The sequence below is a fragment of the Arthrobacter sp. NPDC057388 genome, assembly GCF_042668165.1.
Lineage (GTDB): Bacteria > Actinomycetota > Actinomycetes > Actinomycetales > Micrococcaceae > Arthrobacter.
Genome location: NZ_JBHVBL010000021.1, coordinates 22734 through 48043, shown reverse-complemented (window position 1 = coordinate 48043; position 25310 = coordinate 22734). Strand labels below are relative to the sequence as shown.

Annotated in this window: 26 protein-coding genes; 22 read left to right on the top strand and 4 right to left on the bottom strand. The window is 68.2% G+C overall.

Going from position 1 to position 25310, the window contains the following annotated elements; translation table 11 throughout:
* The first annotated feature begins 30 nt into the window (after positions 1-30).
* Positions 31-954 (top strand): NERD domain-containing protein, encoded by a 924-nt coding sequence (locus tag ACFUTU_RS11905; protein WP_377964431.1) that lies wholly within the window; start codon positions 31-33, stop codon positions 952-954.
* A 63-nt stretch (positions 955-1017) separates the two neighbouring features.
* Entirely contained in the window at positions 1018-1569 is a 552-nt protein-coding gene (locus ACFUTU_RS11900; RefSeq protein ID WP_377964429.1) for a DUF4190 domain-containing protein, read from the top strand.
* Positions 1570-1573: 4 nt separating this feature from the next.
* On the opposite strand, the gene ACFUTU_RS11895 is transcribed toward ACFUTU_RS11900, so the two are convergent.
* A complete protein-coding gene (locus ACFUTU_RS11895) occupies positions 1574-3004 on the bottom strand; it encodes an amidase (RefSeq protein ID WP_377964479.1) in 1431 nt (476 codons plus the stop codon).
* 215 nt (positions 3005-3219) lie between these two features.
* Here ACFUTU_RS11895 and ACFUTU_RS11890 point away from each other — a divergent pair, with 215 nt between their 5' ends.
* The 3 genes from ACFUTU_RS11890 (at position 3220) to ACFUTU_RS11880 (ending at position 4882) form a co-directional block, all read left to right on the top strand.
* A complete protein-coding gene (locus ACFUTU_RS11890; RefSeq protein WP_377964427.1) occupies positions 3220-3546 on the top strand; it encodes a rhodanese-like domain-containing protein in 327 nt (108 codons plus the stop codon).
* A 47-nt stretch (positions 3547-3593) separates the two neighbouring features.
* Positions 3594-4574: a prephenate dehydratase gene (gene pheA, locus ACFUTU_RS11885; RefSeq protein ID WP_377964425.1), complete on the top strand. Its 981-nt coding sequence runs from the start codon at positions 3594-3596 to the stop codon at positions 4572-4574.
* Between the two features lie 92 nt (positions 4575-4666).
* Positions 4667-4882, top strand: coding sequence for a hypothetical protein (locus ACFUTU_RS11880; RefSeq protein WP_377964423.1), 216 nt, complete (start codon positions 4667-4669; stop codon positions 4880-4882).
* Here ACFUTU_RS11880 and ACFUTU_RS11875 read toward each other — a convergent pair.
* Entirely contained in the window at positions 4879-5943 is a 1065-nt protein-coding gene (locus ACFUTU_RS11875; RefSeq protein WP_377964421.1) for a diacylglycerol/lipid kinase family protein, read from the bottom strand. The genes ACFUTU_RS11880 and ACFUTU_RS11875 overlap by 4 nt on opposite strands.
* A gap of 55 nt (positions 5944-5998) precedes the next feature.
* On the opposite strand from ACFUTU_RS11875, the gene serS reads away from it, so the two are divergent.
* Together serS and ACFUTU_RS11865 are read left to right on the top strand one after the other, a co-directional pair.
* Entirely contained in the window at positions 5999-7279 is a 1281-nt protein-coding gene (gene serS, locus ACFUTU_RS11870) for a serine--tRNA ligase (RefSeq protein WP_377964419.1), read from the top strand.
* A gap of 143 nt (positions 7280-7422) precedes the next feature.
* Entirely contained in the window at positions 7423-8268 is an 846-nt protein-coding gene (locus tag ACFUTU_RS11865; protein WP_377964417.1) for an HAD family hydrolase, read from the top strand.
* Positions 8269-8287: 19 nt separating this feature from the next.
* On the opposite strand, the gene ACFUTU_RS11860 is transcribed toward ACFUTU_RS11865, so the two are convergent.
* Positions 8288-8887, bottom strand: coding sequence for a hypothetical protein (locus ACFUTU_RS11860; RefSeq protein ID WP_377964415.1), 600 nt, complete (start codon positions 8885-8887; stop codon positions 8288-8290).
* 155 nt (positions 8888-9042) lie between these two features.
* Positions 9043-9531 carry an inorganic diphosphatase gene (locus ACFUTU_RS11855; protein ID WP_076799190.1) on the bottom strand — a complete coding sequence of 163 codons (489 nt, stop codon included), beginning with the start codon at positions 9529-9531 and terminating at the stop codon, positions 9043-9045.
* Positions 9532-9685: 154 nt separating this feature from the next.
* Here ACFUTU_RS11855 and dacB point away from each other — a divergent pair, with 154 nt between their 5' ends.
* From dacB to ACFUTU_RS11780, 15 genes are all read left to right on the top strand, one after another.
* A complete protein-coding gene (gene dacB / locus ACFUTU_RS11850; RefSeq protein ID WP_377964413.1) occupies positions 9686-11287 on the top strand; it encodes a D-alanyl-D-alanine carboxypeptidase/D-alanyl-D-alanine-endopeptidase in 1602 nt (533 codons plus the stop codon).
* 57 nt (positions 11288-11344) lie between these two features.
* Complete coding sequence (locus ACFUTU_RS11845) at positions 11345-12478, top strand: zinc-dependent metalloprotease (protein WP_377964411.1); 1134 nt, start codon at positions 11345-11347, stop codon at positions 12476-12478.
* 150 nt (positions 12479-12628) lie between these two features.
* Entirely contained in the window at positions 12629-13678 is a 1050-nt protein-coding gene (gene tilS / locus ACFUTU_RS11840; RefSeq protein ID WP_377964477.1) for a tRNA lysidine(34) synthetase TilS, read from the top strand.
* Between the two features lie 29 nt (positions 13679-13707).
* Positions 13708-14259, top strand: coding sequence for a hypoxanthine phosphoribosyltransferase (gene hpt, locus ACFUTU_RS11835; protein ID WP_377964409.1), 552 nt, complete (start codon positions 13708-13710; stop codon positions 14257-14259).
* Positions 14260-14556: 297 nt separating this feature from the next.
* The gene (ftsH, locus tag ACFUTU_RS11830; RefSeq protein ID WP_377964407.1) at positions 14557-16623 is read left to right on the top strand and encodes an ATP-dependent zinc metalloprotease FtsH; all 2067 of its coding nucleotides are present in this window, start codon (positions 14557-14559) and stop codon (positions 16621-16623) included.
* A gap of 10 nt (positions 16624-16633) precedes the next feature.
* Positions 16634-17272 carry a GTP cyclohydrolase I FolE gene (gene folE, locus ACFUTU_RS11825; protein WP_377964405.1) on the top strand — a complete coding sequence of 213 codons (639 nt, stop codon included), beginning with the start codon at positions 16634-16636 and terminating at the stop codon, positions 17270-17272.
* Positions 17273-17282: 10 nt separating this feature from the next.
* Positions 17283-18203 (top strand): dihydropteroate synthase, encoded by a 921-nt coding sequence (folP, locus tag ACFUTU_RS11820; protein WP_377964403.1) that lies wholly within the window; start codon positions 17283-17285, stop codon positions 18201-18203.
* Positions 18204-18228: 25 nt separating this feature from the next.
* Complete coding sequence (gene folB / locus ACFUTU_RS11815) at positions 18229-18588, top strand: dihydroneopterin aldolase (RefSeq protein WP_377964399.1); 360 nt, start codon at positions 18229-18231, stop codon at positions 18586-18588.
* A complete protein-coding gene (folK, locus tag ACFUTU_RS11810; RefSeq protein WP_377964397.1) occupies positions 18585-19178 on the top strand; it encodes a 2-amino-4-hydroxy-6-hydroxymethyldihydropteridine diphosphokinase in 594 nt (197 codons plus the stop codon). Before folB ends, folK begins: the two co-directional genes overlap by 4 nt.
* The gene (locus tag ACFUTU_RS11805; RefSeq protein ID WP_377964395.1) at positions 19175-19702 is read left to right on the top strand and encodes a DUF3180 domain-containing protein; all 528 of its coding nucleotides are present in this window, start codon (positions 19175-19177) and stop codon (positions 19700-19702) included. Before folK ends, ACFUTU_RS11805 begins: the two co-directional genes overlap by 4 nt.
* Positions 19683-20195, top strand: a complete 513-nt coding sequence (locus tag ACFUTU_RS11800; RefSeq protein ID WP_377964393.1) for a PH domain-containing protein — start codon at positions 19683-19685, stop codon at positions 20193-20195. The genes ACFUTU_RS11805 and ACFUTU_RS11800 overlap by 20 nt, the downstream gene beginning before the upstream one ends.
* A complete protein-coding gene (locus ACFUTU_RS11795; RefSeq protein WP_377964391.1) occupies positions 20192-21691 on the top strand; it encodes a PH domain-containing protein in 1500 nt (499 codons plus the stop codon). Before ACFUTU_RS11800 ends, ACFUTU_RS11795 begins: the two co-directional genes overlap by 4 nt.
* Entirely contained in the window at positions 21684-22598 is a 915-nt protein-coding gene (locus ACFUTU_RS11790; protein ID WP_377964389.1) for a Rossmann-like and DUF2520 domain-containing protein, read from the top strand. Before ACFUTU_RS11795 ends, ACFUTU_RS11790 begins: the two co-directional genes overlap by 8 nt.
* A gap of 32 nt (positions 22599-22630) precedes the next feature.
* Positions 22631-23560: a 4-phosphopantoate--beta-alanine ligase gene (locus ACFUTU_RS11785; RefSeq protein ID WP_377964387.1), complete on the top strand. Its 930-nt coding sequence runs from the start codon at positions 22631-22633 to the stop codon at positions 23558-23560.
* Between the two features lie 127 nt (positions 23561-23687).
* Positions 23688-25217: an MDR family MFS transporter gene (locus ACFUTU_RS11780; protein ID WP_377964385.1), complete on the top strand. Its 1530-nt coding sequence runs from the start codon at positions 23688-23690 to the stop codon at positions 25215-25217.
* Positions 25218-25310 lie beyond the last annotated feature (93 nt).

The following is a 25310-nucleotide window of genomic DNA, read 5'->3' as shown; positions in this document are numbered from 1 at the left end:
GAAGACGAGCAAGCAATGCAGAGGTGAACCATGGGGGCTGGAGATGCAGCATTTGAACGGACGAGGCTCGCCTCCGAGCGGATCGCGCGGCTGAAGCGCGACCTCGCCCCCACTGAGGCCGGAGCCCCAGACCGTGAAGGCCGCGGCGGTGCGCGCCACCGTGTCAGCGGCTCAGCTGGTACCGGGCCGTTTGTTGAAGGGAACGGCTCCCATCTCGTGGCCGAAAAGCTCGCCCAGTTGGGAGCCTACGGCTGGTTCCTCCTGCACGACGTTCACTGGCCGGGCCGCCCGCTGGCCCGGCTGGAACATGTCCTGGTAGGACCCGGCGGTGTGGTGGTGGTCAATGCCAAGAACTGGTCCGGCCACGTCGAGGTTGTGGATGGCACGCTCCTGCAGAACGGTCATGACCGGTTTCCTGCTGAGGAAACAGCGCTGGCGCAGGCAGGCGCGGTGGCTGCGGTCCTGCCGCCGCAACGGCGGAGGCTGGTCCGTTCCCTGATCTGCCTGACTGCACAGCCCGAACTGCAGGGCACCACCGGTTCGGGCATCGAGGTCCGGGGGATTGACTGCCTCGCGGCCGCTGTGGCCGGCCTGCCGGACGTGCTGGATGCGCCGGCGGTTCTGTTGCTGTACGCGCAGCTTGGGCAACTCCTCACCCGGCCGCAGGTCCCGGATACCGGCGCGGTCCGGAACCCGGGCTACCGGCCGGACGCCGGCGGTCCGTCCGCAGGTCGTCGTGTTCCGGCAGGTAACGGCGCGCGCCGCCCGGGCACGGCGGACCAGGCCCGGCGGCCGGTCCACAGCCGCCAGGTTCCGCCCCCTGACCGGTACCGCCGTGAGCAGCGGCCGGGCACCGTGCTGCGCGTTGTGGGCAGGTCCCTCGTTGCGGGCCTGGTTTCTGCGGCGTTGCTGGCCCCGCCCCTGTGGCTGGTGTGGGAGCTGCTCCCCAAGTGAGCCCGGGCCTTTGCCGCGGTGGCGGCGGTAATGTTCTGTTCAGGACCACATGAGGGGATTTCCATGACAGAGCAGCGTCCCGGATCCGGCGACGAGCCGGCGCCCGACACCCGCCAACAGCCGTCGTACGGCACCCAGGGCCCGGACATCCCGGCCCCGCCCGGGCAGCCGTACGGTGCCCAGCCGTACGGTGGCCAGCAGTATGGCGGGCAGCAGTATGGCGGCCAGCCGTATGGCGGGCAGTACGGCGACGCCGGCCAGCAGACCAGCCCTTATGGCCAGCAGTACGGCTACCAGTACGGTCAGCAATACGGGCAGCAGTACTCCAGCCCGTACGGCCAGCCGTCGTACTACGGCGGTATGCCCCAGCCGAAGGGCCTGAGCATTGCCAGCCTGTGCTGCGGCATCGCGGTCTACCTTGGCTTCGGAGTCTTCATCCTCCCGCAACTGGCCGCTGTGATCCTGGGGCACATGGCTATGCGGCGTGAACCGTCGGGCCGCGGCCTCGCCATTGCCGGCCTGGTGATGGGCTACCTCGGCCTTGTTCTCACTGTCCTCGCGATCGTGGGGCTCACTGTCCTGGCAAGCGTCGCCGGCACATCCGGCACCATCTGACCGGCTAGAACCCAATCTGGGCTGCGACCTGCAGGAGCAGGGCTTCCGAGCCGGGCCGGCCAATCAGCTGGATGCCCATCGGCAGCCCCGTTCCGGGGCTGCCGCCCGTCCAATGGACGGGAATGCTGATGGCCGGCAGGCCGCAGACGTTGACCATGGACGACCACGGTGCGAACTGGCACTGCCTGCGGTAGTCGCCGTCGGCGTCGCCTGCCCATTCGGACGCCGGCCACCGGCCGTCCCCGTGCCCCGACCCCGTGAACCAGCCCACGGGGCGCGGCGTCTGCGCCAGCGCCGGCGTCAGGACCACGTCCCAGGCCGAGTACTGGGCCAGCGTGTCGCGCTCAAACTGCCGCAGGAACGCCAGGCATTCGTTGAGCTTGGCAGCGCTGCGCTGCTGAGCCCGGCGCCGGAAGGTGCGCGTGAGCGGCGTCAGCAGGGCCTCGCGGTGCGGCGCGATCCGGGCCGACCCCACCCCGGCCGTCCATGCGGTGGTGAAGGCGTCCGGGTAGCGGTTGTCGTACCTGATCCCAGCCTCGACGACGTCGTGCCCGGCTCCGGTGAGCAGCCGGATGCCGGCGTCCAGTGCGTCCAGCGCCTCCCGGTCAGGCGTGAAGGGGAAGATTCCAGCCCACGGGCTGTCCATGCTGACGCCGATCCGCAGCGCGGCGGGTGTCCGGCTGACGGCATCCAAGTACATCCCGGAATCCGGAGCTCCCAAGCCGTTGGGGGCGAGGGCATCCAGCAGCAGGGCAGCGTCGGCGGCCGAGCGCGCCAGCGGTCCGGCCACCACCAGACCGGCAGGATCGCCGTTGCTTTCGCCCGCCGGGACAACACCCCGGCCGGGCTTCAGGCCCAGCAGGCCGCATGCCGCCGCAGGGATCCGGATCGAGCCGCCTCCGTCGGTCCCGGGCGCGAAGGGCACCAGCCCCGCCGCCACGGCGGCGGCACTGCCGCCGGAGGAACCGCCCGAGCTCCTGCTCAGGGCGTGAGGATTGCGCGACGGCGGAGCGATGCGGTTTTCGCTGTAGGCCGTCAGCCCGAATTCGGGCACCTGCGTCTTGCCCAGCGAGATCGCTCCGGCACCCCGGAGAACGGCCGCCAGGGCACCATCTGCCGGCGCCGGCCGCCGGTCCAGCGCGGCGCTGCCGTGGGTGGTGACCACGCCGGCAACATCGGTGAGGTCTTTGAAGGCGACGGGCATCCCGTGCAGCGGCGGGAGTTGCTGGTTCGGGCGATGCCGGGCGAACAGGGCATCGGCCGCGGCGGCCTCGGCCATGGCCCTGGGGCCGGTGACGGTGATGAAAGCCCCCAGCCTGGGGTTCGTTTCCTCGATGCGCGCCAGGAAGTGGGCCGTGACCTCGCGGGCGGAAAGTTCGCCGGAATGCAGCGCTGCCCGCAGCTGGATGGCCGGCAGGCGGTGGATGTCAGCCAGGCTCTGTGGGGCGGACACTGTGCTCCTTTGCTGTGCTCCTTTTTGAGCGGCTCGGGTTTGGGGCGGCTCGGGGCTTCGGATCAGCGTAACCTGTGCCGGCCGAAGGGTGCGGGCTGCTGTGCTGGCGATACGCTGGAGCTGAGAGCTTGAGACCTGGGGGCCTAAGACCCCCGGATCTTGAGACCTGACAGCTTGCAGCCGAGGAGAGGACTCCCATGAGCGACTTCGATACCGTCACCGTGAAGGACGTCCCGGCGGACGCCACCCTCCTGGACGTCCGGGAGGACTACGAATGGGCGGCCGGCCACGCCGAGGGCGCCCTGCACATCCCACTGGACCAGCTGCCCGGACGCCTGGATGACCTCGACCCGGACGAGGACCTGTACGTCATCTGCCGGACCGGCGGCCGCTCCTTCCGCGCGGCGCAGTGGCTGGTGGGGCAGGGCTACTCCGCAGTGAATGTGGCCGGCGGCATGGACCAGTGGCTGGAGTCCGGCAAGCCGCTGGTGTCCGATAACGGCCTCAAGCCCGTGGTGCTGTAGAGCCCTCCGTTTGACCTGGCCCTTCCCATACCCGTAAAGGAATATCCATGCCCGCCGCCCGCCGCACCTACACCTTCCTCGGCCCCGAAGGCACCTTTACGGAAGCGGCGCTCATGCAGGTACCGGATGCAGCCGAAGCGGTGCGCATCCCGTCCTCCAACGTCAACGCGGCGCTGGACAAGGTCAGGGACGGCTCCGTGGATGCTGCCATGGTGCCCATCGAGAACTCCGTGGAGGGCGGCGTCACGGCCACCCTGGACGCCATCGCCACCGGACAGGAACTGCGGATCATCCGGGAAGCCCTTGTGCCCATCAGCTTCGTGCTGGTGGCGAGGCCCGGCGTCGAGCTGTCACGGATCCGCCGGATCTCAACCCACGGGCACGCCTGGGCGCAGTGCCGGCTGTGGGTGGACCAGAACATCCCTGGTGCGGAATACATCCCCGGTTCCTCGACGGCGGCTGCGGCGATGGGGCTGCTGGAGGATGACCCGCACTATGATGCAGCCATCTGCGCACCGATAGTCGCCGCGGAGCAGCCCGGGCTGCACGTGCTGGCAGAAAACATCGGCGACAACCCCGGAGCCGTGACCCGCTTCATCCTGGTCAGCCGGCCGGGCGTTCTGCCGGAGCGGACCGGCGCGGACAAGACAACTGTGGTGGTGCCGCTTCCCGAGGACCGGCCCGGCGCCCTGATGGAGATCCTGGACCAGTTCGCCACCCGCGGCGTCAACCTGAGCCGGATCGAATCCCGGCCCACCGGGCAGTACCTGGGGCACTACTTCTTCAGCATTGACGCCGACGGGCATGTGGGCGATGCGCGGGTGGCCGACGCCCTGGCCGGCCTCCACCGCATCAGCCCTGCCACACGGTTCCTGGGGTCCTACGGCCGGGCAGATGCGCAAGCGCCCGTAGTGCCGGCGCATACGTCCGACGAGGCATTCCAGGCCGCGCATTCATGGGTGGCACGGATTCTCGCCGGCGAATCCACGGGCTCGCAGGCGCCCGTGGGCGCTTCGCCGTCAGCGTAGATAAATGCAATTCGGGGCACTTCCCTGCCCCTGCCGGTGTGCGTATGCTTGCTTGATCAACAAAGGGATGGCCCCAACGAGAGGAGCGGGTCATGTCGGACAAGAATGACAATGACGGACAGGGAATGATCGTCAATCCCAAGCCCACAGCTGAAAACCAGGACTGGGAAGGGGACGAGGCCGACCGTGCGGACCGCCTTCGCTTCGAAGAGGAGCAGGCGATGATCCGCGAACAGTCCGAAGCCCGGGCAGCTGCCAAGGCTGCAGCCGAGTCAGCCAAGCACGCCGACTCCGCAAAATCAGCCTAAGCCCGCGCTGTTTCTTCCCTGACCCGTACCAGCAGTGATCTGGGCTCCACCTGAACCGTCACCTTGGTGGCGTCACCGGACGTGTCGCCGTCGAGCTGCGTGGGCATGGGCTCGGGACACTTGATGACCACCTTGCCGGAGCGGTAGACGCTCATGACGGGAAGGTGCCGCTTGTGCTTGAACAGGATCTTGGCGTACATGGCCAGCCAGCCCACGGCACTGCGGGGGCTCATGACCACCACATCCAGCATGCCGTCGTCGATCATGGCCTGCGGAATGAAGTCGATGCCGCCCGGAACCAGGCCGCAGTTGGCAAACAGGACACTGCGGATTTTCCTGGACTGGTCCGGCTGGTCGTCCAGCGAGATGGCCACCTTTTTCCTGCGCCCGGGAAGGTGGCGGACGCCGGCCTCCGTATAGGCAAGCCAGCCGACGGCGCGCTTAAGGTCATCGTTTGTGTCGCCCACCACCTCGGCGTCCATGCCGATGCCGGCGATGACGAGGAACGAGTGGCTCGAGGAATGGCCGGTGAGCGAGTTCTCAATCTCCATCCGGGCCGTGTCGATGAACCGCTGGTGGCCAAACAGCGCGGTCTGGATGTTGCCGTACAGGTCGTAGACGTCCAGGTCCACGTTGCGGGCCAGCAGGTTGCCGGTGCCGAGGGGAATCAGTCCCATTGCCACCCCGGTGTGCGCCAGGGCCTCGGCCGCCACCCGTACCGTACCGTCGCCGCCGCCCACCAGAACGACGTCGGCCCCGTATTCCAGCGCCGCCCGCACCTGCGAGTGGCCAGGGTCTTCCGGTGTCGTTTCGAAGAACCGCGGTTCCTCCCAGCCGGCGGCGAGGCAGGCGCGCTGGATGATGGCGCGGGCTTCGTCGGCCTTGGCCTTGATGGGGTTGAGGATGACGGCGACGCGCTGCTGTTCCAGCCCGTGTTCATGGGCCTCTTCGCGCACGGCGCTGCGGATGTGCAGGGCCTTCAGCTTGCGCACGCCCCACCAGCTGGAGACGGCGAAGGCCAGGGCTGCAGCGATCAGGACGTAAAGAAGCAGGTCGCTCATGGTGCTCCAACACTATCCCGCCCGGAGTGTCCCGCAGATTCGATACCCTTGTCTGGTGATCGACGTAAAAGACCTCAGCGAAAACCCGGACAAGTTCCGCGCCAGCCAGCGCGCCCGCGGTGCGGACGAAACCCTGGTGGACGCGATCATCGACGCCGACGCCGCGCGCCGCACGGCACTGATCAGCTTCGAAAACCTCCGCGCGGAACAGAACGTGTTCGGCAAGAAGGTGGCCCAGGCCAAGGGCGAGGAAAAGCAGGCGCTGCTGGCAGAGGTCCGCGAACTGGCGGGTGCCGTGAAGGCCGCCTCCGCGGAGGCCGACGCCGCCCAGGCCAAGCAGGAAGAACTGCTCCGCACCATTCCCAACCTCATTGAAGAGGGCGTGCCGGCAGGCGGCGAGGACGACTACGTCGTGGTCAAGACCGTGGGCACGCCCCGCGAGTTCCCGGACTTCGAACCCCGCGACCACCTGGAGATCGGCGAGCTGATCGGCGCGATCGACATGGAGCGTGGAGCCAAGGTCTCCGGCGCGCGCTTCTACTTCCTCCGCGGAGTGGGTGCCCGGCTGGAGATGGCCCTGCTGCAGATGGCCATGGACCAGGCCATCGAGGCCGGCTTCATCCCCATGATCACCCCCACTCTCGTGCGCCCCGAGACCATGCAGGGCACCGGATTCGATGTAAAGCACGACGCCGAGATCTACCGCCTCGCCGAGGACGACCTCTACCTTGTGGGCACCTCGGAGGTGCCGCTGGCCGGGTACCACGCGGACGAGATCCTGGACCTCTCCGCCGGACCCATCCGGTTCGCCGGGCAAAGCTCCTGCTACCGCCGCGAGGCCGGCTCGCACGGCAAGGACACCCGCGGGATCATCCGCGTCCACCAGTTCAACAAGGTGGAGATGTTCATCTACACCACGGTTGAGGAAGCCGCGGCCGAGCATGAGCGCCTGCTGGCGTGGGAAGAGCAGATGCTGGCCAAGTGCGAGCTCCCTTACCGCGTGATCGACACCGCTGCCGGCGACCTCGGCATGTCCGCCGCCCGCAAGTTCGACTGCGAAGCCTGGGTCCCCACCCAGGGCGCGTACCGCGAACTGACCTCCACGTCCAACTGCACCACCTTCCAGGCCCGCCGCCTCAACATCCGGGAGCGCGTGTTCACGGAGGACGGCACCCCCAAGGGCACCCGCGCCGTGGCCACGCTCAACGGGACGCTGGCAACCACACGCTGGATCGTGGCCCTCCTGGAGCACCACCAGAACGCCGACGGCTCGGTCAACGTGCCCGCGGCCCTGCAGAAATACCTCGGCGGGCTCCAGGTCCTCCCGGTTCTCTAGACCCATTTCCGCACAGCGCCCCTTTTTCGTGCAGCGGGTAAATACTCACACCGGGGACAACCTGTGAATATTTACCCGCTGTTCACGCGCTGCTGTGGTCTGCGTCCTAGCTGGTGTCAGGGGCATCTGCTCTACTAGGAACCATGACAACACTGACTGAATCCTCAGCCGCTGGCATCGAAGACCAGCAAGAAGCACAACAGAAACTCATGATCGCCCTCGATGTTGACGGCACACTCGTTGACCACGACGGCCACATGTCCGCTCCCGTCCGCGAGGCCGCCCAGGCAGTGGTCGCGGCCGGGCACGAGGTCATGATCGCCACCGGACGTTCGCTTAACGCAACGCTTCCCATCATCGAGCAGATCGGCCTGGACCGCGGCTATGCCGTCTGCTGCAACGGCGGCGTGACGCTGCGCCTGGATCCAGGATTACCCAACGGCTACGACATCATCCACAAGGCCACGTTCGATCCCGGTCCCGCGCTCCGCGCCCTGCGCAAGCGCCTGCCGGCAGCGAAGTATGCCCTGGAGGACGAGGACGGGAACTTCCTGTCCACGGAGCGTTTCCAGGACGCGAGCTTCGGGGTCGAGGCCATCGGCGTGGATTTCCAGACCATGCTTGAGGCGACGGCCGTCCGCGTCGTGGTCTTCAGCGCGGAGAACACCCCGGAGGAGTTCAACGAGGCGATCGAGCACATTGGCCTTGCCGGGGTGACCTATTCCGTCGGCTGGACCGCGTGGCTGGATATCGCAGCGGCCGGCGTCACCAAGGCCAGCGCGCTGGAAAGCCTGCGCAGCCGCCTCGGCGTTGATTCTGCCGCCACGCTTGCCATCGGTGATGGCCGCAACGACATCGAGATGCTCGCCTGGGCAGGCCGCGGCGTGGCCATGGGACAGGCTCCGGAGGAAGTGGTCGCCGCCGCGGACGAGGTCACCAAGTCGGTTTACGACGACGGCGCCGCCCACGTGCTGCGCGGCCTCCTGTAGGGCGCCACGTAAGGCGGGCCTAGCGCACGTCGAGAATCAGCGACAGCAGCCGGGCCGCTGCCGGCCGGGCTGCGTGCTCCTCGTTCCACTGCGACCTCGCCACGGCCTTGCTGACGGCCTGGGAGGTGATGCCGAGTTCAGCGGCCACGGTCTTCTGCTGGCCGCGCACCCCGGGGGTCATCAGGTCGAGCACGCGCCATTCGGCTTCGCTCCGGTCCCGGACTATGTGGCCCAGCAGGCGGAGCACGGATTCGGATTCGGCCGCCACATCCGCCAGGGGACCCTCGACGGCCACGGGGATGCGTTCTTTGCTGCTGCGGAGGCGGTCCACGGCACGGCGGGCGTAGACCAGGCCGTGCCCGCTGGCGTCCTTGATCTGGTTCGGCAGCGGCTCGTTGACGGGACCCACGCCGATCCCCACGTACCAGCTGCCGCAACGGAGCGCGATCAGGGCGGCATCCACCGCCTGGTGGGGGCACTCGACGATGCCCTGCACCTCGTCCTCGACGGAGCGGTCAAAATCCAGGCGCGCCGGGATGTGCCGCAGGTCCTTGAGGAGATGCGGGACCCGGTCGCCGTCGCGCCGGCTGTCTGTTTGATTGATAGTCAGCGTGAACATTGGTCATCAGACTACCCGGTGGTAGCTGCGAGGCAAGCAGCGGGCTGACGGCACGTTACGCATCTGACTGCCGGTTCGCGGGTTAAAGAACGACGGCGGCGGGCAAGGTTCCTGACGAACCCCGCCTACCGCCGTCGAAGGTTAACCGCTGCGCGTTAGTGCGCTGCGGGCACGTAACGCTTGATGGACGCCTCAAGTTCGGCTTCGGCGGCTGCGCGGTCGGCCCAGCCTTCGGCCTTGACCCACTTGCCGGGCTCCAGGTCCTTGTAGCGGGTGAAGAAGTGCTCGATTTCCTTGATCAGGAATTCGTTGACGTCGCTGACTTCCTGGATGTGGTCAAACCGCGGGTCGGCCGGGACGCAGAGGACCTTGGCGTCTCCGCCGCCGTCGTCGGTCATGTTGAAGACGCCGATAGGACGGGCTTCGACGATGACGCCCGGCAGGAGGTCGAAGTCCTGCAGGAGCACCAGTGCGTCCAGCGGGTCGCCGTCTTCGCCGAGGGTGTTCTCGAAGAAGCCGTAGTGGGTGGGGTACTGCATGGAGGTGAAGAGGACACGGTCCAGGCGGACGCGGCCGGTCTCGTGGTCGACTTCGTACTTGACGCGCGATCCCTTGGGGATCTCGATGGTCACGTCATGCTTCATGGAATGCTCCTCGACGATTGCTTGGTGTTCGCGGCACACGCGATGACCAGCCAAAAATGGGCTGCCGGTGCCGCCGACTACTATTGAGGATATAGCGAGAGGCCCAGGTTTCAGGAACTAATGGGGTAATTTCAGGACTTTGAGGACCAGCAGTATGAGCGGCACCAGGGGCACGGCGAGGGGCCGCGGCGGGCATTCCCGGGGTAAGAATTCCACCGGCCGAAATTCCAAAGGCCGAAGTTCCACGGGGCACCTATTCGCATCCACACTTGCCAAACTGGTCCGGACCTGGCCCACCCTCCTGCTCACAGTGCTTCTCCTGGTGCTGGCACTTCCCGCCGGGATGCTCATTGCGCCCGCGTTCACCGGCTCCGCCCAGTCCACGGCCCAGCCGGCCCGGACCCCCGCCTGGCAACTGGTCCCGGACCGCCTGTCCGTGCCGCAGGGCATTGATCCGCTCAGCACCGCTGCGCCGGTCCCCGTTCCCGCCGAGGTGGCGGCCCGGCTGGACCCCGTGCTCAAGACCGACGGCGGCGGCACCTTCACGGCCGTGGTCCAGGACGCCGCCACGGGCAAGGTCCTGTACGACAGGGACGGCACGGCCAACCGGATCCCGGCCTCCAACATGAAGCTCCTCACCGCAGTGGCCGCGCTGCGCGGGATCGGCCCGGAGGAGCGGTTCAGCACCAAGGCCCTCGCCGTGCCGGCTGCTGCAACGCCCGGTGCCGCAACACCCGGTGCCGCAACGCCGGCTGGCGCAACGCGGTCGGTGGTGCTGGTCGGCGGCGGCGACGTGCTCCTCGGCGCCGGCGAATCCGCCGAGGACAGGATCCTGGGCCATGCCGGGCTTGCCACGCTGGCCAAGCAGACTGTGGACTCACTGCGGAAGGGCGGCTTCAAAGGACAGATCCAGGTGCTGGTGAATGACTCCTTATTCACCGGCTCCGCGCTGAACCCGGCCTGGAGCCCGGATGACGTTGCGGCCGGAGAGACGGCCCCGCTGTTTCCGCTGGCCCTGAATTCAGCACGTTTTGATCCGGCCGACACCACGGCAGCCCGGCCGCAGGACTCCGCCCTGGCCGCGGGGGAGGCGTTTGCCGCCGGACTCAAAGCGGCCGGTGCCGCCGCGGGCGTCACTGTTGCCCCCGCCGTCGTACGCCTTGACGGAAAACCCGCGGCGGACGCGAAAGTCCTCGCCGAAGTGCAGTCCGCGACCGTCAGCCAGCAGGTGGACCTCATGCTCCAGACGTCGGACAACTACCTTGCCGAAACCCTGGGGCGCATGACCGCCGTGGCGGCCGGCCAGCCGGGAACCAACAGCTCTGCCCGGGCGGCCGTGCTCAACGAGCTCGCGGGCCTGGGGATCCCCACGGATGGAATGGTCGCGGCGGACGTTTCGGGCCTTGCCCTGGACAACCAGGTATCCGCCCGGCAGTTCGCGGAGGTGGTGCGCGCCATTACCAACGGCAAGGACACCCGGCTTCGGGCGGCGCTGGCGGGATTCCCGGTGGCAGGGCTGACGGGCACGCTCGGTGACAGATACATTGACGAATCCACAGCCGAGGGCGCCGGCCTGGTGCGGGCCAAAACGGGAACCCTCAACACCGTCATTGCCCTCAGCGGGTATGTGGTGGACGCCGACGGCAGGCTGCTGGTGTTCTCCTTCATCGGCAACGGCCTGACGCCGGGAACAGGGGGCAACAAGCCGGCCCTCGACACGGCGGCCACGGCGCTGGCCGGCTGCGGCTGCAGCTAGTTCGCCGGTCAGCGAACTTAAGGCGCGCTGGACTGCACTTATGTTCTGATGGAGCGTATGGAGTCCACTGCAAGCCAGTCATCCGCCGCCGCAAGCCAGTCCTCAGCCCAGGCCCTCATCAACTGGGACCTTGCCGCCTCCGCCGCCGCACGGCTGGCTCCGCCGGGTCCGCAGCTGACAGCTGCCGAGATCGGGGACGCCGTCTCCCAGCTGCGTGCGCTGGCGGATGCTTCCGTTCCGCACGTGCACCAGATCACCGGGCTGGAAGCCGCCCGCGATCTCCGGGACTCGTCCGTCCTGGTAGTGGACCGTGCCTCCTGGGCGAAAGCCAATACGCAGAGCTTTGCCGTGATGCTCAAGCCCGCCATCGAGAAGATGCTGGAGAACCGCCGCGGCACGGTCAGCCCCGGCGCCGCCGCCGTGAGCGGTGCGGTCACTGGCAGCCAGCTTGGGGCTGTGCTGGCTTTCCTCTCGAGCAAGGTCCTGGGCCAATACGATCCGTTTGCCGCCCTGGCCGAAGGTTCGCAGGCGCCATCGGGCGGGCGTCTGCTGCTCGTCGCGCCCAACATCATCTCCGTTGAGCGCGAACTCAACGTGGACCCCACGGATTTCCGGCTCTGGGTGTGCCTGCACGAGCAGACGCACCGCGTGCAGTTCGCCGCCGCACCCTGGCTCCGGCACCACATGCTGAACGAGATCGACAACCTCAGCGGGCACCTGCTGGGCAACGTCGACTCCCTGATGGAACGCGCCTCGGCGGCGGCCCGCTCGCTGAAGGACCGGGCCGTGTCCGGTTCGGCTCCCGGGCGCGGCGCCATCCTCGACCTCCTGCAGGACCCGGAGGAAAAGGCGTCCCTGTCCCACCTCACCGCTGTCATGAGCCTGCTCGAAGGCCACGCCAATGTGGTGATGGACGCTGTGGACGCCAGCATCGTCCCGTCCGTGAAGACCATCCGCCAGCGCTTCAATGCCCGCGGCAAGGACCGCGGAGTCATCGAGAAATTCATCCGGAGCCTGCTGGGCCTCGACGCCAAGATGAAGCAATACAGCGACGGCGCCAAGTTTGTCCGCGCCGTGGTGGACGTGGCCGGCATGGAAGGCTTCAACCGCGTTTGGGAAGCACCGGCGAACCTGCCCACCGAAGAGGAAATCCACAACGCCAGGATCTGGCTCGACAGGATGGGTTTCTAGGTTTCCGTGCAGCACCTTCCAAACACTGCGGGCAGCGGCACTGTCTCCGGCGGTTCTGCGCCCCGTTCTGCGCCCGACGGTTCCGTGCCTGTCCGCAGCGGGCGCCGGCGTCCGGGCCGGCTGGCGCCGGTGCTCGGCACGGCACGCAAAATGCTGCAGGACGCCCTGTCTGCGGCCGGCTACCCCGAACGGGTCCTGGTGGCCTGCAGCGGTGGCCCGGATTCCCTGGCGCTGGCGGCCGTAGCCGCCTACTTCGCCCGGCGCGGACACGTGGACGGCCGCCCGGTGACGGTGGGTGCCGTGGTGGTGGACCACCAGCTGCAGGCCGGTTCCGCCGACGTCGCAGCGAGGACAGCTGAAACCCTCCGGGAGCTGGGCCTGGATCCGGTGCAGATCCGCACGGTCGACGTCGCCGCCACCGGCTTCGGACCGGAAGCTGCCGCCCGTGACGCCCGCCATGCCGCGCTCGAGGCGGCGGCGGGGGAGTGGGGCGCCGGTGCGATCCTCCTCGGGCACACGCTCGACGACCAGGCGGAGCAGGTGATGCTGGGCCTGGCCCGCGGCTCCGGGACGCGCTCTCTTGCGGGCATGCGCCCGGCCCGGGGGCAGCTGCTCCGGCCGTTCCTCGGACTGCGCAGGTCAGAAACCCTGGAGATTTGCCGCGCGGAGGAGCTTGATCCGTGGCACGACCCCAGCAATGCCGACCCTGCCTTCGCCCGTTCCCGGACCAGGGCGGAGGTCATGCCGGTCCTGGAGGAGAAGCTCGGTCCGGGCGTGGCCGAATCCCTCGCGCGCACGGCGGCCATCCTGCAGCTGGATGCCGACTATCTGGAGGACGTGGCCAACAGCACTTACGCGTCGCTCGTTGAGCACGACGGACCGGACACCAGCCTCCCGGAGGCGGCCCTGGCGGCCCTGGCCCCGGCCATCCGGTTCCGGGTGATCGCCAAGGCCGCTGCCGGCGTCGGCGGCCAACAGCCCAGTTACCAGCGCCTTTTGGCGGCGGAAGCACTGCTGCGGCGGAAGGGCTCGGCCGGCCCGGTGGAACTGCCCGGCGGCGTCAGCGTGTACCGGCTCTCGCTTGCCGAGCTGCAGGAGCAGGACCGCGCCCACGGGCGGAACGGGCCGGAAGGCGTTCCCCGCGAGGCTTCCCGCTGTGGGAAGCTTGTATTCCGGCTTAATAAACCGTCCCGCAAATAGTCGCACCCGCATCTACACAGGAGCAATTGGTGGATTCATCCGACGTCCAGGCAGACCTCAAGCACGTTCTCTACACCAAGGAACAGATCCAGCAGCGCATCACCGAGCTCGCGGCCGAGATTGACAAGGACTACGAGGGCCGGGAGATCCTGATCGTGGGCGTGCTCAAGGGCGCCGTCATGGTCATGGCCGACCTCGCGCGGGCGCTGCATTCGCACATCTCCATGGACTGGATGGCGGTGTCCTCCTACGGCTCCGGCACGCAGTCCTCCGGCGTGGTCCGCATCCTGAAGGACCTCGACACGGACCTGATGGGCAAGGACGTGCTCATCGTCGAGGACATCATCGACTCCGGCCTCACCCTGTCCTGGCTGAAGACCAACCTCGAATCGCGCGGCACGGCGTCGGTTGAGGTCTGCACCGCCTTCCGCAAGCCGACCGCGGCCAAGGTGGACATCGACGTCAAGTACGTCGGCTTCGACATTCCCAACGAGTTCGTGGTGGGCTACGGCCTGGACTACGCCGAAAAGTACCGCAACCTGGACTTCGTGGGCACCCTCGCCCCGCACGTCTACGAGTAAACGCTTCTCCTGACTGGCTTTGCCGATGCGGGGCGCGCATTTTTGCTCCGCTTTCGCTGACCGCGCCGCCGTGGAGCCCTGGGAACCCGGGCCCGACGGCGGCGCGCGCCGCTTAAGGGGCGCAGAAACGGACGCATTTCCGGCCCCACCAGCCACTACGCCCTGAGGGAACTTTTGTATTACACCGTGCGTGATTTACTCCGGACGGTGTATAGCTAGAAGCGACGCAGCACCACACGCGCGCAGTCCTCGCGGCGTGCAGCACTACCAGGAGGGACGGGGCCAGCCCCCGAACAGATGAAAGCTAAGAGTTTCTTCAAGGGCCCGGGCATTTGGATCATTGTTGTGGTCGGCATGCTCCTGCTGGCCTTTGCAACGTTGGCTCCGGGCGGCTCGACGCGCATCGACACGCAGCCGGGCCTCGAGCTCCTCGCCCAGCCGGGCAAGGTGGAACAGGCCAAGATCTTCGACGGCGAAAACCGCGTCGACCTGGTGCTGAAAGACAACCTCGTCATCGACGGCCAGGACAAGGGCAAGAACGTCCAGTTCTTCTTCGTGAATGACCGCGGCCCGGACGTCGTTAAAGCCGTGACCGCTGCCAACCCCTCCAAGGGCTACACGGACCAGCCGGTGGAGAGCAACTGGCTCTCGGGACTCTTCTCGCTGCTGGTGCCTGTGCTGCTGCTCGGCGTCCTGTTCTGGTTCCTGCTCTCCCGTATGCAGGGCGGCGGCTCCAAGGTCATGCAGTTCGGCAAGTCCAAGGCCAAGATGGTCAGCAAGGACATGCCCCAGGTGACGTTCGCGGACGTGGCCGGCGCGGACGAAGCCGTTGAGGAACTCCAGGAAATCAAGGAGTTCCTGCAGGAGCCTTCCAAGTTCCAGGCTGTGGGCGCCAAGATCCCCAAGGGCGTGCTGCTGTACGGCCCTCCGGGCACCGGCAAGACCCTCCTGGCCCGCGCCGTCGCAGGTGAGGCCGGCGTGCCGTTCTTCTCCATCTCCGGCTCGGACTTCGTGGAAATGTTCGTCGGTGTTGGTGCTTCCCGCGTCCGCGACCTCTTCGAGCAGGCGAAGTCCAACTCGCCCGCCATCATCTTTGTCGACGAAATCGACGCCGTCGGCCGCCACCGCGGTGCCGGCGTGGGCGGCGGCAACGACGAACGCGAACAGACCCTCAACCAGCTCCTGGTTGAAATGGACGGCTTCGACGTCAAGACCAACGTCATCCTGATCGCGGCCACCAACCGGCCCGACGTTCTGGACCCGGCACTGCTGCGTCCGGGCCGCTTCGACCGCCAGGTCTCCGTGGAAGCCCCGGACCTGATCGGCCGCGACCAGATCCTCCAGGTCCACGCCAAGGGCAAGCCGATGGCGTCCAACGTGGACCTCAAGGCCGTGGCCAAGAAGACCCCGGGCTACACCGGTGCAGACCTGGCCAACGTCCTCAACGAGGCCGCGCTGCTGACCGCCCGCTCCAACGCCAATCTCATCGACGACCGCGCCCTGGACGAGGCCATTGACCGCGTCATGGCCGGCCCGCAGAAGCGCAGCCGCGTCATGAAGGAGCACGAGCGCAAGATCACCGCGTACCACGAAGGCGGCCACGCCCTCGTGGCCGCGGCGCTGCGGAACTCCGCCCCGGTCACCAAGATCACCATCCTGCCCCGCGGCCGGGCCCTGGGCTACACCATGGTGGTCCCGGAGAACGACAAGTACTCCGTCACCCGGAACGAACTGCTGGACCAGATGGCCTACGCCATGGGCGGCCGCGTGGCCGAGGAAATCGTCTTCCACGACCCGTCCACCGGTGCCTCCAACGACATCGAAAAGGCCACCTCCACGGCCCGCCAGATGGTCACCCAGTACGGCATGAGCGAGCGCGTGGGTGCCGTGCGCCTGGGCCAGGGCGGGGGCGAGCCCTTCCTGGGCCGCGACGCCAGCCACGAACGGAACTACTCCGACCAGATCGCCTACATCGTTGATGAAGAGGTCCGCCGCCTGATCGACCAGGCCCATGACGAGGCCTACGCCATCCTCACCGAAAACCGGGACGTCCTGGACCGCCTGGCGCTGGAACTGCTGGAACGCGAAACCCTGAACCAGGCCGAAATCGCCGACGTCTTCCGTGACATCCGCAAGCGCGACTTCCGCGAGGTTTGGCTGTCCAAGGAAACCCGCCCGGTGTCCATGGCCGGTCCGGTGGAAACCCCGCAGGAACGCGCCGAACGCGAGGCCCAGGAAGAGGCCACGGAAGCCCGGCTCGAGGAACCGCTGGACGCGATTCCGCCGCACCCGCAGGGCGTACCGGAGGACGCTTCCTTCCAGGGCGGAGTAACGGAATCCGGTCCGGACGGCCACCACGGCTAAGCTTTTTGGTGTGACTCACTTCGACGACGACGACATCACCGCCATCGCCGGCCATTCGGCGGTGGACGGATCGCACGGCCACCACAAGGTGGACAGGCCCCGGATTGAAGCAGCCGTGCGGGAAATCCTGCTGGCGATCGGGGAGGACCCGGACCGCGGCGGGCTGCAGGACACGCCCAAGCGCGTGGCCAAGGCCTACGCCGAGGTGTTTGCCGGCCTGCACCAGGATCCGGGCAGCGTGCTCGGAACCACCTTCGACCTCGACCACGAGGAACTCGTGCTGGTGAAGGACATCCCGTTCTACTCCACCTGCGAGCACCACCTGGTGCCGTTCCACGGCGTTGCGCACGTGGGCTACATCCCCTCGCACGACGGCAGGGTGACGGGCCTGAGCAAGCTGGCACGCCTGGTGGACATCTACGCCCGCCGCCCGCAGGTGCAGGAACGCCTCACCACCCAGATTGTTGAAGCACTGGTCACACACCTCAAGCCGCGCGGAGCCATCGCCGTGGTGGAATGCGAGCACATGTGCATGTCCATGCGCGGCATCCGCAAGCCCGGAGCCAAAACCGTCACAAGCGCGGTTCGCGGGCAACTTCATGACCCGGCCACCCGTGCCGAAGCCATGAGCCTCATACTCGGAAGGTAAAAAACAGACTATGGATTCCCTAGCTGCAGCACCTGGAACCGGCCCCGCAACATCACCGCTGCCCGTCCTGCGCAAACCGCGGCCGGCAGCCAAGTTCGACGACCTGCCCACAGACCGCACGCTCGTCATGGGCATCCTTAACGTCACCCCGGATTCGTTCAGCGACGGCGGCAAGCACGCGACGGCGGACAGCGCCATCGCCGCCGGGCTCCGGATGTTCTACGCCGGGGCCGACATCATCGACGTCGGCGGGGAATCCACCCGCCCCGGCGCTGAGGAGGTCAGCCCGGAGGAAGAGCAGCGGCGGGTGGTGCCCGTCATTGAAGCCCTCGTGAAGGCCGGCGCGCTGGTCAGCATCGACACCACCCACGTCGCCACCGCAGAGGCCGCCCTGAATGCGGGAGCGGCGATCATCAATGACATCTCCGGCCTGAGCATCGAACCCGGCATGGCCGAGCTCGTGGCGAAGACGAAGGTGCCATATGTCCTGACCCACCGGCGCGGGGATGCCAAGACCATGACCTCCCTGACGGAGTACGACGACGTCGCGGACGACGTCGTCTCCGAACTCAATGGCGTGCGCGACAAGCTCTACGCTGCCGGGGTCCTGCCGGAGCAGATCATCGTCGACCCGGGCATCGGGTTCTCGAAGACTGATGTGCAGAACTGGGAACTGCTGCGGAACCTTGACCGGCTCGACGCCATGGGCCACAAGGTGCTGGTGGGCGCGTCCCGGAAGCGCTTCCTGGGAAGCCTGCTGGCTGTTGCCGGCAAGGCTGCGCTCCCGGAGGAGCGTGACGCCGCCACCGCCGCGATCACCGCCATCAGTGCCGCCCGCGGCGCCTGGGCCGTGCGCGTGCACGACGTCGGACCCAGCCTTGACGCCGTCAAGGTGGCTGCCCGCATGGCCGCCCCGGACTACGGCCGCTGACCAGGAAAGGCCAAGCAGAACAGCCATGGACAGGATCTCGCTGACCGGTGTCACCGCCACCGGCTACCACGGGGTGTTCGATTTTGAGCGCCGCGAAGGCCAGCCGTTTGTTGTCGACGCCGTGCTGCACCTGGATTTCAGCCAGGCCGCGGAATCGGACGACGTCCGCGACACCGCCCACTACGGCGAGGTGGCCGGACGCATCACCGACTGGATCACCGGCGAGCCCCTGAACCTGATCGAGGCGCTGGCGGTGCGGATGGCAGACGGCCTGCTCAAGGAATTCGCAATCCAGGCCGTGGAGATCACCGTGCACAAACCGAAGGCACCCATCGAGGTTCCCTTCGGCGACGTCGCCGTCAGCGTATACCGGGAGCGGACATGAACCCGGCACCCGCACTGCATGAAAAGCCCGTGCACGAGGCACCGGCCAAAACCGGCTACACGCGGGCGGTGCTGGCGCTGGGCAGCAACCTCGGTGCCCGGAACGAGACCCTGTCCGAGGCAGTGGCCGACCTCGTGGACCGCCCGGAGGTACGGCTCCTGGCCGTGTCACCCATCGTGCAGACCAAGGCCGTCGGCGGACCCGCCGGGCAGCCGGACTTCCTCAACATGGTGATCTCGGTGGAAACCTCGCTGGAACCGCTCGAGCTCCTCAGGCACTGCCAGTCGGTGGAGAACAAGCACCACCGCGTCCGTGAGGTGCACTGGGGCCCGCGCACGCTGGACGTGGACGTCGTCGTATTTGGCGACCTCACGAGCGACGATCCGGTGCTGACCCTGCCCCACCCGTTCGCCGCGCAGCGCGCATTCGTGCTCTACCCGTGGGCCCAGATGGACCCGTCGGCCACGCTGAACGGGCAGCCCGTGGGGGAACTGGCCGCCAAGGCGGCCGATTTTCCGGACCTGAAGCCGTTCGACGGTTTCGGCGACTTTGACGGCGTGCCCGACGGCGGGGCGGTGGAGCAGCCGTGAAGCCCGTGAGCCCGCTGCTGCTGACAGTCGTGGGCCTTGCCCTGGCCGTCGCCGGCTGGTCTGCCGCGGTCCTGACCGTCCGCTACGGCATGGCCACTCCAGTCCTGCCGGCCACGGCCCTGGTCACGATGGGCGTGATCGTGGCCCTGACCCTGGTGCTGGGCATCCGCGTCCTCCGCTGGCGGAACGGCAAGAAGAAGAAAATGCTGAACCCCATCCTGGCGGCATGGACGCTGGTCCTGGCCCAGGCCTGCGCCTACACCGGCGCGATGCTGCTGGGCTGGCACGCCGGGATCTTCCTGGACCAGTTGCGGTTCTGGAGCATCCGCAGCGGGCTGGATGTCACCTGGCTCGCCCTCGGGATGGCGGGCGGCGGCCTGGTCATGATCGTGGTCGGGCTCGTCGTCGAACGTTTCTGCAAGATCCCGCCGGAGGACGGCGAGACGGAGGCCGGGGACGGCCTGCCCGGCCACGGGCGGGGCAAGGCCAAAGGCGAAGGCGAGTATGCCTACCGCGGCGATTGATCCCCCCGGCATCACCTGGCAGCGCGTGTCCCCCAAGTACGTCACGGTGCGGCTCGTGGAGTGGGCCCTGGGCAACCTTGTCATGGTGGCCGTGCTCAGCCTGCCGCTGATGTTCGTCCGGCTCGGCTGGTGGCGGTGGCCGCCGCTGTGGCTGGCCATCGGGGTTCCGGCGTTCATGCTCCTGCTGGCGCTTTGGCGGCTGGTCCTGATCCCGCGGCAAGTGCGGGCCATCGGTTACGCCGAGCGCGACGACGATCTCCTCATCCGCGGCGGCATCTTCTTCCAGCGCGTCATGGTGGTGCCGTACGGCCGCATGCAGTACGTGGACATCAGCGCCGGCCCGGTGGAGCGCGGGCTGGGGCTGTGCACCCTGAAGCTGCACACCGCCTCCGCCGGAACCAACGCCGGAATTCCCGGCCTTCCCGCCGCGGAGGGGGCGCGGCTCCGGGAACAGCTCTCCGCGCGCGGCGAAGCCAGGCTGGCCGGGCTGTGAGCGCCGGCGGCCTCGCATCCGGAAAGTCCGACGGCGAGTGGCTGCGCGTGCACCCCGCCACACCGTTTGTGCGGGGCTGGGTTGCGCTGGCCGCCATCGGCTACTTCTTCGGGCGCGACAGCTTTGAACGGATGCTCCAGGGCCAGCCGCTGGTCGATGACCGCATCGCCGGCCGCGCCCCGTGGCTCCTCGGCGGCGGTGCCCTGATGCTGGTGCTGGCGGTGCTGGGCTTCATCCTGTCCTGGTACTTCACCCGGTACCAGGTGGCGGAGGGGTATGTCCGCGTCAACACGGGCTTCCTGTTCAAACAGCAGCGCCAGGCCCGGCTGGACCGGGTCCAGGCCATCGACATCGTGCAGCCGCTGCTCGCCCGGATTTTCGGCCTCGCCGAGCTCAAATTCGAAGTTGCCGACGCCGGCGAATCCGCAGTGCGGCTGGCCTACCTCCGCATCGCCGACGCCCGGCAGTTGCGCGCCACGATTCTCGCCCGCGCCTCGGGCGTGGGGCTGGATCCCGAGCATCCCGAGGCAGCCGCCCCCGAGGCGCCCGAGCAGCAGGTCCTGCGAGTCCCGCCGCCGCGCCTGATCGGTTCGCTCCTGCTCAGCGAGCAGAGTGTCTTCGTGGTCCTGGGCGCCGCAGCGTCCGTAATGCTGTCCGCGCTCACCGAGAACAGGGCCTTTTTCCTGTACCTGATTCCGGCGGTGTTGGGCCTCATCGCAGCGTACTGGAGCTCGTTCACCAAGGGCTACAACTTCACAGCGGCGATCTCCCCGGACGGCATCCGGCTCAGGTACGGGCTGCTCGACACGCAGTCCCAGACCCTGCCGCCGGGCCGGATCCAGGCGCTGAAGGTGGCCCAGCCGCCTCTCTGGCGCCTCTTCGGCTGGTACCGGATGCAGGTCAACGCAGCCGGTTACGGAGCCGGGACCAACAACGGCGAGGCCGGGGCCCGCACCACCCTGCTGCCGGTGGGCAGGTGGGAGGACGTCCTGAACATGCTGGCCCTCGTGCTGCCGGATCCGGGAACTGCCGATCCGCTGCGCGTTTTCCACCAAGGCGTAAACGGACTGGATTCCGACGCCGGATTCGTTACCACGCCGCGCCGGGCGCGGCTGCTGGCGCCGCTGGGCTGGCGGCGCAACGCGTTCGCGGCCACGGACACGGCACTGCTCATGCGCTCGGGGCGCTGGTGGCGGCAGCTCGTGGTGATCCCGCACCAGCGGACTCAGTCCATCGCGCTGCAGCAGGGACCCCTCGCACGCCGCTTCGGGCTTGCCGACCTCGTGCTGCACACCACCGCCGGGCCGGTGGCCCCGCGCGTGATCCAGGCCGACATCCGGGAGGCGCAGTCGCTCTTCGACGCGCAGGCCGCCCGCGCCAGGGCGGCCCGCCGGCGGCAGACGAGCGAGCAGTGGCTGGCGCAGGTGGCTCCGCAGCACGACGATCCCCGTACAACTCCCCAAGCACCACAACAGGAAGGCCCGCAACGTGGCTAAGCCAGGACGCCTCGGCGTCGGAATCATCGGTGCCGGCAAGGTGGGCGCTGTCCTTGGTGCGGCGCTCCGCGCGGCGGAGCACGCCGTCGTCGGGGTTTCCGCCGTGTCCGACGCGAGCCGGGAGCGGGCCGAAACCCTGCTGCCCGGTGTTCCGGTCCTGGAGATCCAGGACATCGTGGAACGCTCGGAACTGGTCCTCCTGGCTGTTCCGGACGATGCCCTCGGCGGGCTCGTGGACGGTCTGGCCAAGCTGGGCGCCTGGCAGCCGGGCCAGCTCGTGGCGCACACGTCGGGCCGGTTCGGCGTCGGCGTGCTGCATCCGGTCCGGGCCGCCGGTGCCGTGCCGCTGGCGCTGCACCCGGCCATGACGTTCACCGGCATGAGCCTGGACCTGACCCGCCTGCTGGACTGCACGTTCGGGGTCACGGCGGACACCGCCATGCTCCCGATTGCCCAGGCGCTCGTCGTCGAAATGGGGGCGGAACCGGTGGTGATCGCCGAAGGTGACCGCACCATCTACCACGCCGCCCTGGCGCACGGCTCGAACCACCTGGTCACGCTCGTGGCGCAGGCGTCGCAGCTGCTGTCCGAGGTGGGTGTCGAGGCGCCGGAACGCATGCTTGGGCCGCTGCTGCGGGCAACCCTGGAGAACGCGCTCGCCTCCGGGGAGTCGGCCCTGACGGGCCCGGTGGCCCGCGGCGACGCCGGGACGGTGGAGGCGCACGCCTCCGCGCTCCGGGAGCACGACGGCGGGAAAGGCGGCGACGTCCTGGCCGCCTACCTGGCCATGGCACGGGCAACCGCACGGCGCGCCGAGGGGCGTGGTCTGCTGAAACCGGATCAGGCGGACAATATCCGTATTGCACTTGATGGCCCAGCCAACGGCCCGGACGATGTCCGCGCATGACAACGGCCCCAGGGCCAAGGGAGGACAATGACATGGCAATCCGGCTTGTAACCACGGCGGATTCCCTGCGCGCGCAAAGCCGGCTGCTGCTGACGCAGAAGAACGGCTCCTCGCTGGGCCTCGTGCCCACCATGGGCGCCCTGCACGCCGGCCACGGGCGGCTGGCGCGTGCCGCCGTCGAACAGAACGACGTGGTGGTGGCCTCCATCTTCGTGAACCCCCTGCAGTTCGGTGAGGCGCAGGACCTGGACCGGTATCCGCGGACCCTTGAGGCGGACATGGCGCTGCTCGAGGAACAGGGCGTGGACCTGGTCTTTGCGCCGTCGGTCGAGGAGATGTACCCGGACGGGCCGCCGTTGGTCAGGATCACCTCCGGTCCGCTGGGGGAGAAGTGGGAGGGCGCATCCCGGCCCGGGCACTTCGACGGCGCACTCACAGTGGTGGCCAAGCTGCTGCACCTGGGCATCCCGGGCACCGGTCTTCCCGGCGGCAGCGCGTTCGTTGCCGGCTCCGGCGGCGGGCTGCCCGCCTATCGTGCCTACTTCGGGCAAAAGGACGCCCAGCAGCTGGCCCTGGTTCGCCGGATGGTGGCGGACCTGAACTTTCCGGTCGAAATCATTGCCGTCCCCACCGCCCGCGCCGCCGACGGGCTGGCGCTGTCGAGCCGGAACCGCTTCCTCTCGGACGAGGAACGGGACGCCGCGCTCGTCCTGTCCCGTGCGCTGCGCTTCATCGAGGAGCGGGCCAACGCCAACGAGCCCCTCGACGTCGGTGCGGCAAGGGCCCTGATCGAGTCCCAGCCACTGGTGCAGCTTGACTATCTCGAAGTCGTGGATCCCGTCACGCTGGAACCGCTCGCCGAGAACTGCCACGAGACACCCTTCCGGGGCGAGGGCCTGGCGCTGGTGGCCGCGAAGGTTGGCGCCGTACGCCTGATCGACAACGTGCCGCTGAGCTCCTGACCCCCAGGTGCTTGAGGGCCAGGTGAGGTAAATCCCGTGTACGGGGAATGAGCAGGCCCACTACACTGTTGGAGTCTGCAGCGGCGCTTTCCGCCAGCCACCATCCCAACTCCATGAGGGCCTCGCCATGTCTACCAACGCCACGTCCACTTCGTCTGGCGAACCCGCCCAGCAGCCGGCTGCTCCGCTTGCAGCGCCCGCGGCAGCACCGCCGTCGAACGCAGCGCCGTCCCCGGCGGCAGCACCGCCGTCGGACAAAATGTCCCGCGAGTCCGTGACGGTCATCGCCACGCTGCTGGTGGCCACGTTCGTGGTGATCCTGAACGAGACCATCATGAACGTCGCCCTGCAGCGGCTCATGGTGGACCTGCGCGTGGATGCCCCGACGGTGCAGTGGCTCTCCACCGGGTTCATGCTGACCATGGCCGTGGTGATCCCCACCACCGGCTTCATCCTTCAGCGGCTGTCGACGCGGGCTGTCTTCCTGCTGGCGATGGGACTCTTTGCCGGCGGCACGGCGCTCGCGGCCGCGGCGCCCGGCTTTGAGATCCTCCTGCTGGCCCGCATCATCCAGGCCGGCGGCACCGCCATCATGCTTCCGCTGCTGATGACCACCATCCTCACGCTGGTGCCGCTGGCGCGCCGCGGTGCGGTCATGGGCAACGTCAGCATCGCCATTTCGGTTGCCCCGGCCATGGGCCCCGCCGTCTCCGGGTTCATCCTGCAGCACTTCTCCTGGCGCTACATGTTCATCTTTGTGCTGCCCATCGCACTGGCGGCCCTGGCCATCGGCGCCAGGTTCCTGACCAACGTCGGCGAGACCGAAAAGTCCAGGCTCGACTTCCCCTCCGTGGTGCTCACCGTCCCCGCCTTCGGCGGCCTCGTCTACGGCCTCAGCCAGATCGGCGGCGGCCACGGCGGCAGCGGCGGCCCGGGCACGCTCGCCGTCGTGGCGCTGGTCGTCGGCGTGGCCGGCCTTGCCGCCTTCACGTTCCGCCAGCTCCGGCTGCAGAAGTCCGAGGCCCCGCTGCTGGACCTGCGGGCGTTCAACTTCCGGATGTTCACGGTTTCGGTGCTGCTGATGGTCGTGTCCATGGTGGCCCTGTTCGGCGCCGTGATCCTGCTGCCGCTGTACCTGCAGGAGATCCGCGGCCTGCAGTCCCTCGAGACGGGGCTGGCCCTGCTGCCCGGCGGCCTGGCCATGGGCCTGCTCGGTCCGGTGATCGGCCGCCTGTTCGACAAGGTAGGGCCGCTGCCGCTCACGGTCACCGGTTCAACGCTCATGGTGCTGACGCTGTGGCAGTTCGCGATGCTCGACGCCGGCACTCCGGTCTGGTGGATCGTCACCCTGCACGTCGGGCTCAGTTTCGGCCTGGCGCTGCTTTTCACGCCTGCGTTCACCACTGGGCTGAACCCGCTGCCGCCGCACCTGTACTCGCACGGCTCGGCCATCATGAGCACCCTGCAGCAGGTGGCCGGTGCGGCGGGAACGGCGCTGCTGGTGTCCATCTTCGCCTTCGTTTCCGCGGGCTCCGGCCTCGTTGCGGGCATGAACGCAGCGTTCCTGACGGCAACAATGATCGCCGTTGCCGCCGTCGTACTCTCCACGATGATGCGCAAGACGGCGGGTGCCGAGGGAGCACCCCCGGCCCACTAGGACCCGCGCACTAAGAGCAACGCGGGGTCACTTCGCGCCCAATCCGGAGGGATTATTGGGCGGGAAGTGACCCCGCGTTGCTTTTTTGGTGCT

Excerpts from the sequence above, each read along its gene's own strand:
- ACFUTU_RS11865 (WP_377964417.1), top strand. The coding sequence starts at position 7,423 with ATGACAACACTGACTGAATCCTCAGCCGCTGGCATCGAAGACCAGCAA.
- tilS (WP_377964477.1), top strand. The coding sequence starts at position 12,629 with ATGCTGCAGGACGCCCTGTCTGCGGCCGGCTACCCCGAACGGGTCCTG.
- pheA (WP_377964425.1), top strand. The coding sequence starts at position 3,594 with ATGCCCGCCGCCCGCCGCACCTACACCTTCCTCGGCCCCGAAGGCACC.
- folK (WP_377964397.1), top strand. The coding sequence starts at position 18,585 with ATGAACCCGGCACCCGCACTGCATGAAAAGCCCGTGCACGAGGCACCG.
- folP (WP_377964403.1), top strand. The coding sequence starts at position 17,283 with ATGGATTCCCTAGCTGCAGCACCTGGAACCGGCCCCGCAACATCACCG.
- ACFUTU_RS11780 (WP_377964385.1), top strand. The coding sequence starts at position 23,688 with ATGTCTACCAACGCCACGTCCACTTCGTCTGGCGAACCCGCCCAGCAG.
- dacB (WP_377964413.1), top strand. The coding sequence starts at position 9,686 with ATGAGCGGCACCAGGGGCACGGCGAGGGGCCGCGGCGGGCATTCCCGG.
- ACFUTU_RS11860 (WP_377964415.1), bottom strand. The coding sequence starts at position 8,887 with ATGTTCACGCTGACTATCAATCAAACAGACAGCCGGCGCGACGGCGAC.
- ACFUTU_RS11890 (WP_377964427.1), top strand. The coding sequence starts at position 3,220 with ATGAGCGACTTCGATACCGTCACCGTGAAGGACGTCCCGGCGGACGCC.
- ACFUTU_RS11900 (WP_377964429.1), top strand. The coding sequence starts at position 1,018 with ATGACAGAGCAGCGTCCCGGATCCGGCGACGAGCCGGCGCCCGACACC.
- ACFUTU_RS11800 (WP_377964393.1), top strand. The coding sequence starts at position 19,683 with ATGCCTACCGCGGCGATTGATCCCCCCGGCATCACCTGGCAGCGCGTG.
- ACFUTU_RS11905 (WP_377964431.1), top strand. The coding sequence starts at position 31 with ATGGGGGCTGGAGATGCAGCATTTGAACGGACGAGGCTCGCCTCCGAG.
- ftsH (WP_377964407.1), top strand. The coding sequence starts at position 14,557 with ATGAAAGCTAAGAGTTTCTTCAAGGGCCCGGGCATTTGGATCATTGTT.
- ACFUTU_RS11785 (WP_377964387.1), top strand. The coding sequence starts at position 22,631 with ATGGCAATCCGGCTTGTAACCACGGCGGATTCCCTGCGCGCGCAAAGC.
- ACFUTU_RS11875 (WP_377964421.1), bottom strand. The coding sequence starts at position 5,943 with ATGAGCGACCTGCTTCTTTACGTCCTGATCGCTGCAGCCCTGGCCTTC.
- ACFUTU_RS11880 (WP_377964423.1), top strand. The coding sequence starts at position 4,667 with ATGTCGGACAAGAATGACAATGACGGACAGGGAATGATCGTCAATCCC.
- ACFUTU_RS11845 (WP_377964411.1), top strand. The coding sequence starts at position 11,345 with ATGGAGTCCACTGCAAGCCAGTCATCCGCCGCCGCAAGCCAGTCCTCA.
- folB (WP_377964399.1), top strand. The coding sequence starts at position 18,229 with ATGGACAGGATCTCGCTGACCGGTGTCACCGCCACCGGCTACCACGGG.
- ACFUTU_RS11855 (WP_076799190.1), bottom strand. The coding sequence starts at position 9,531 with ATGAAGCATGACGTGACCATCGAGATCCCCAAGGGATCGCGCGTCAAG.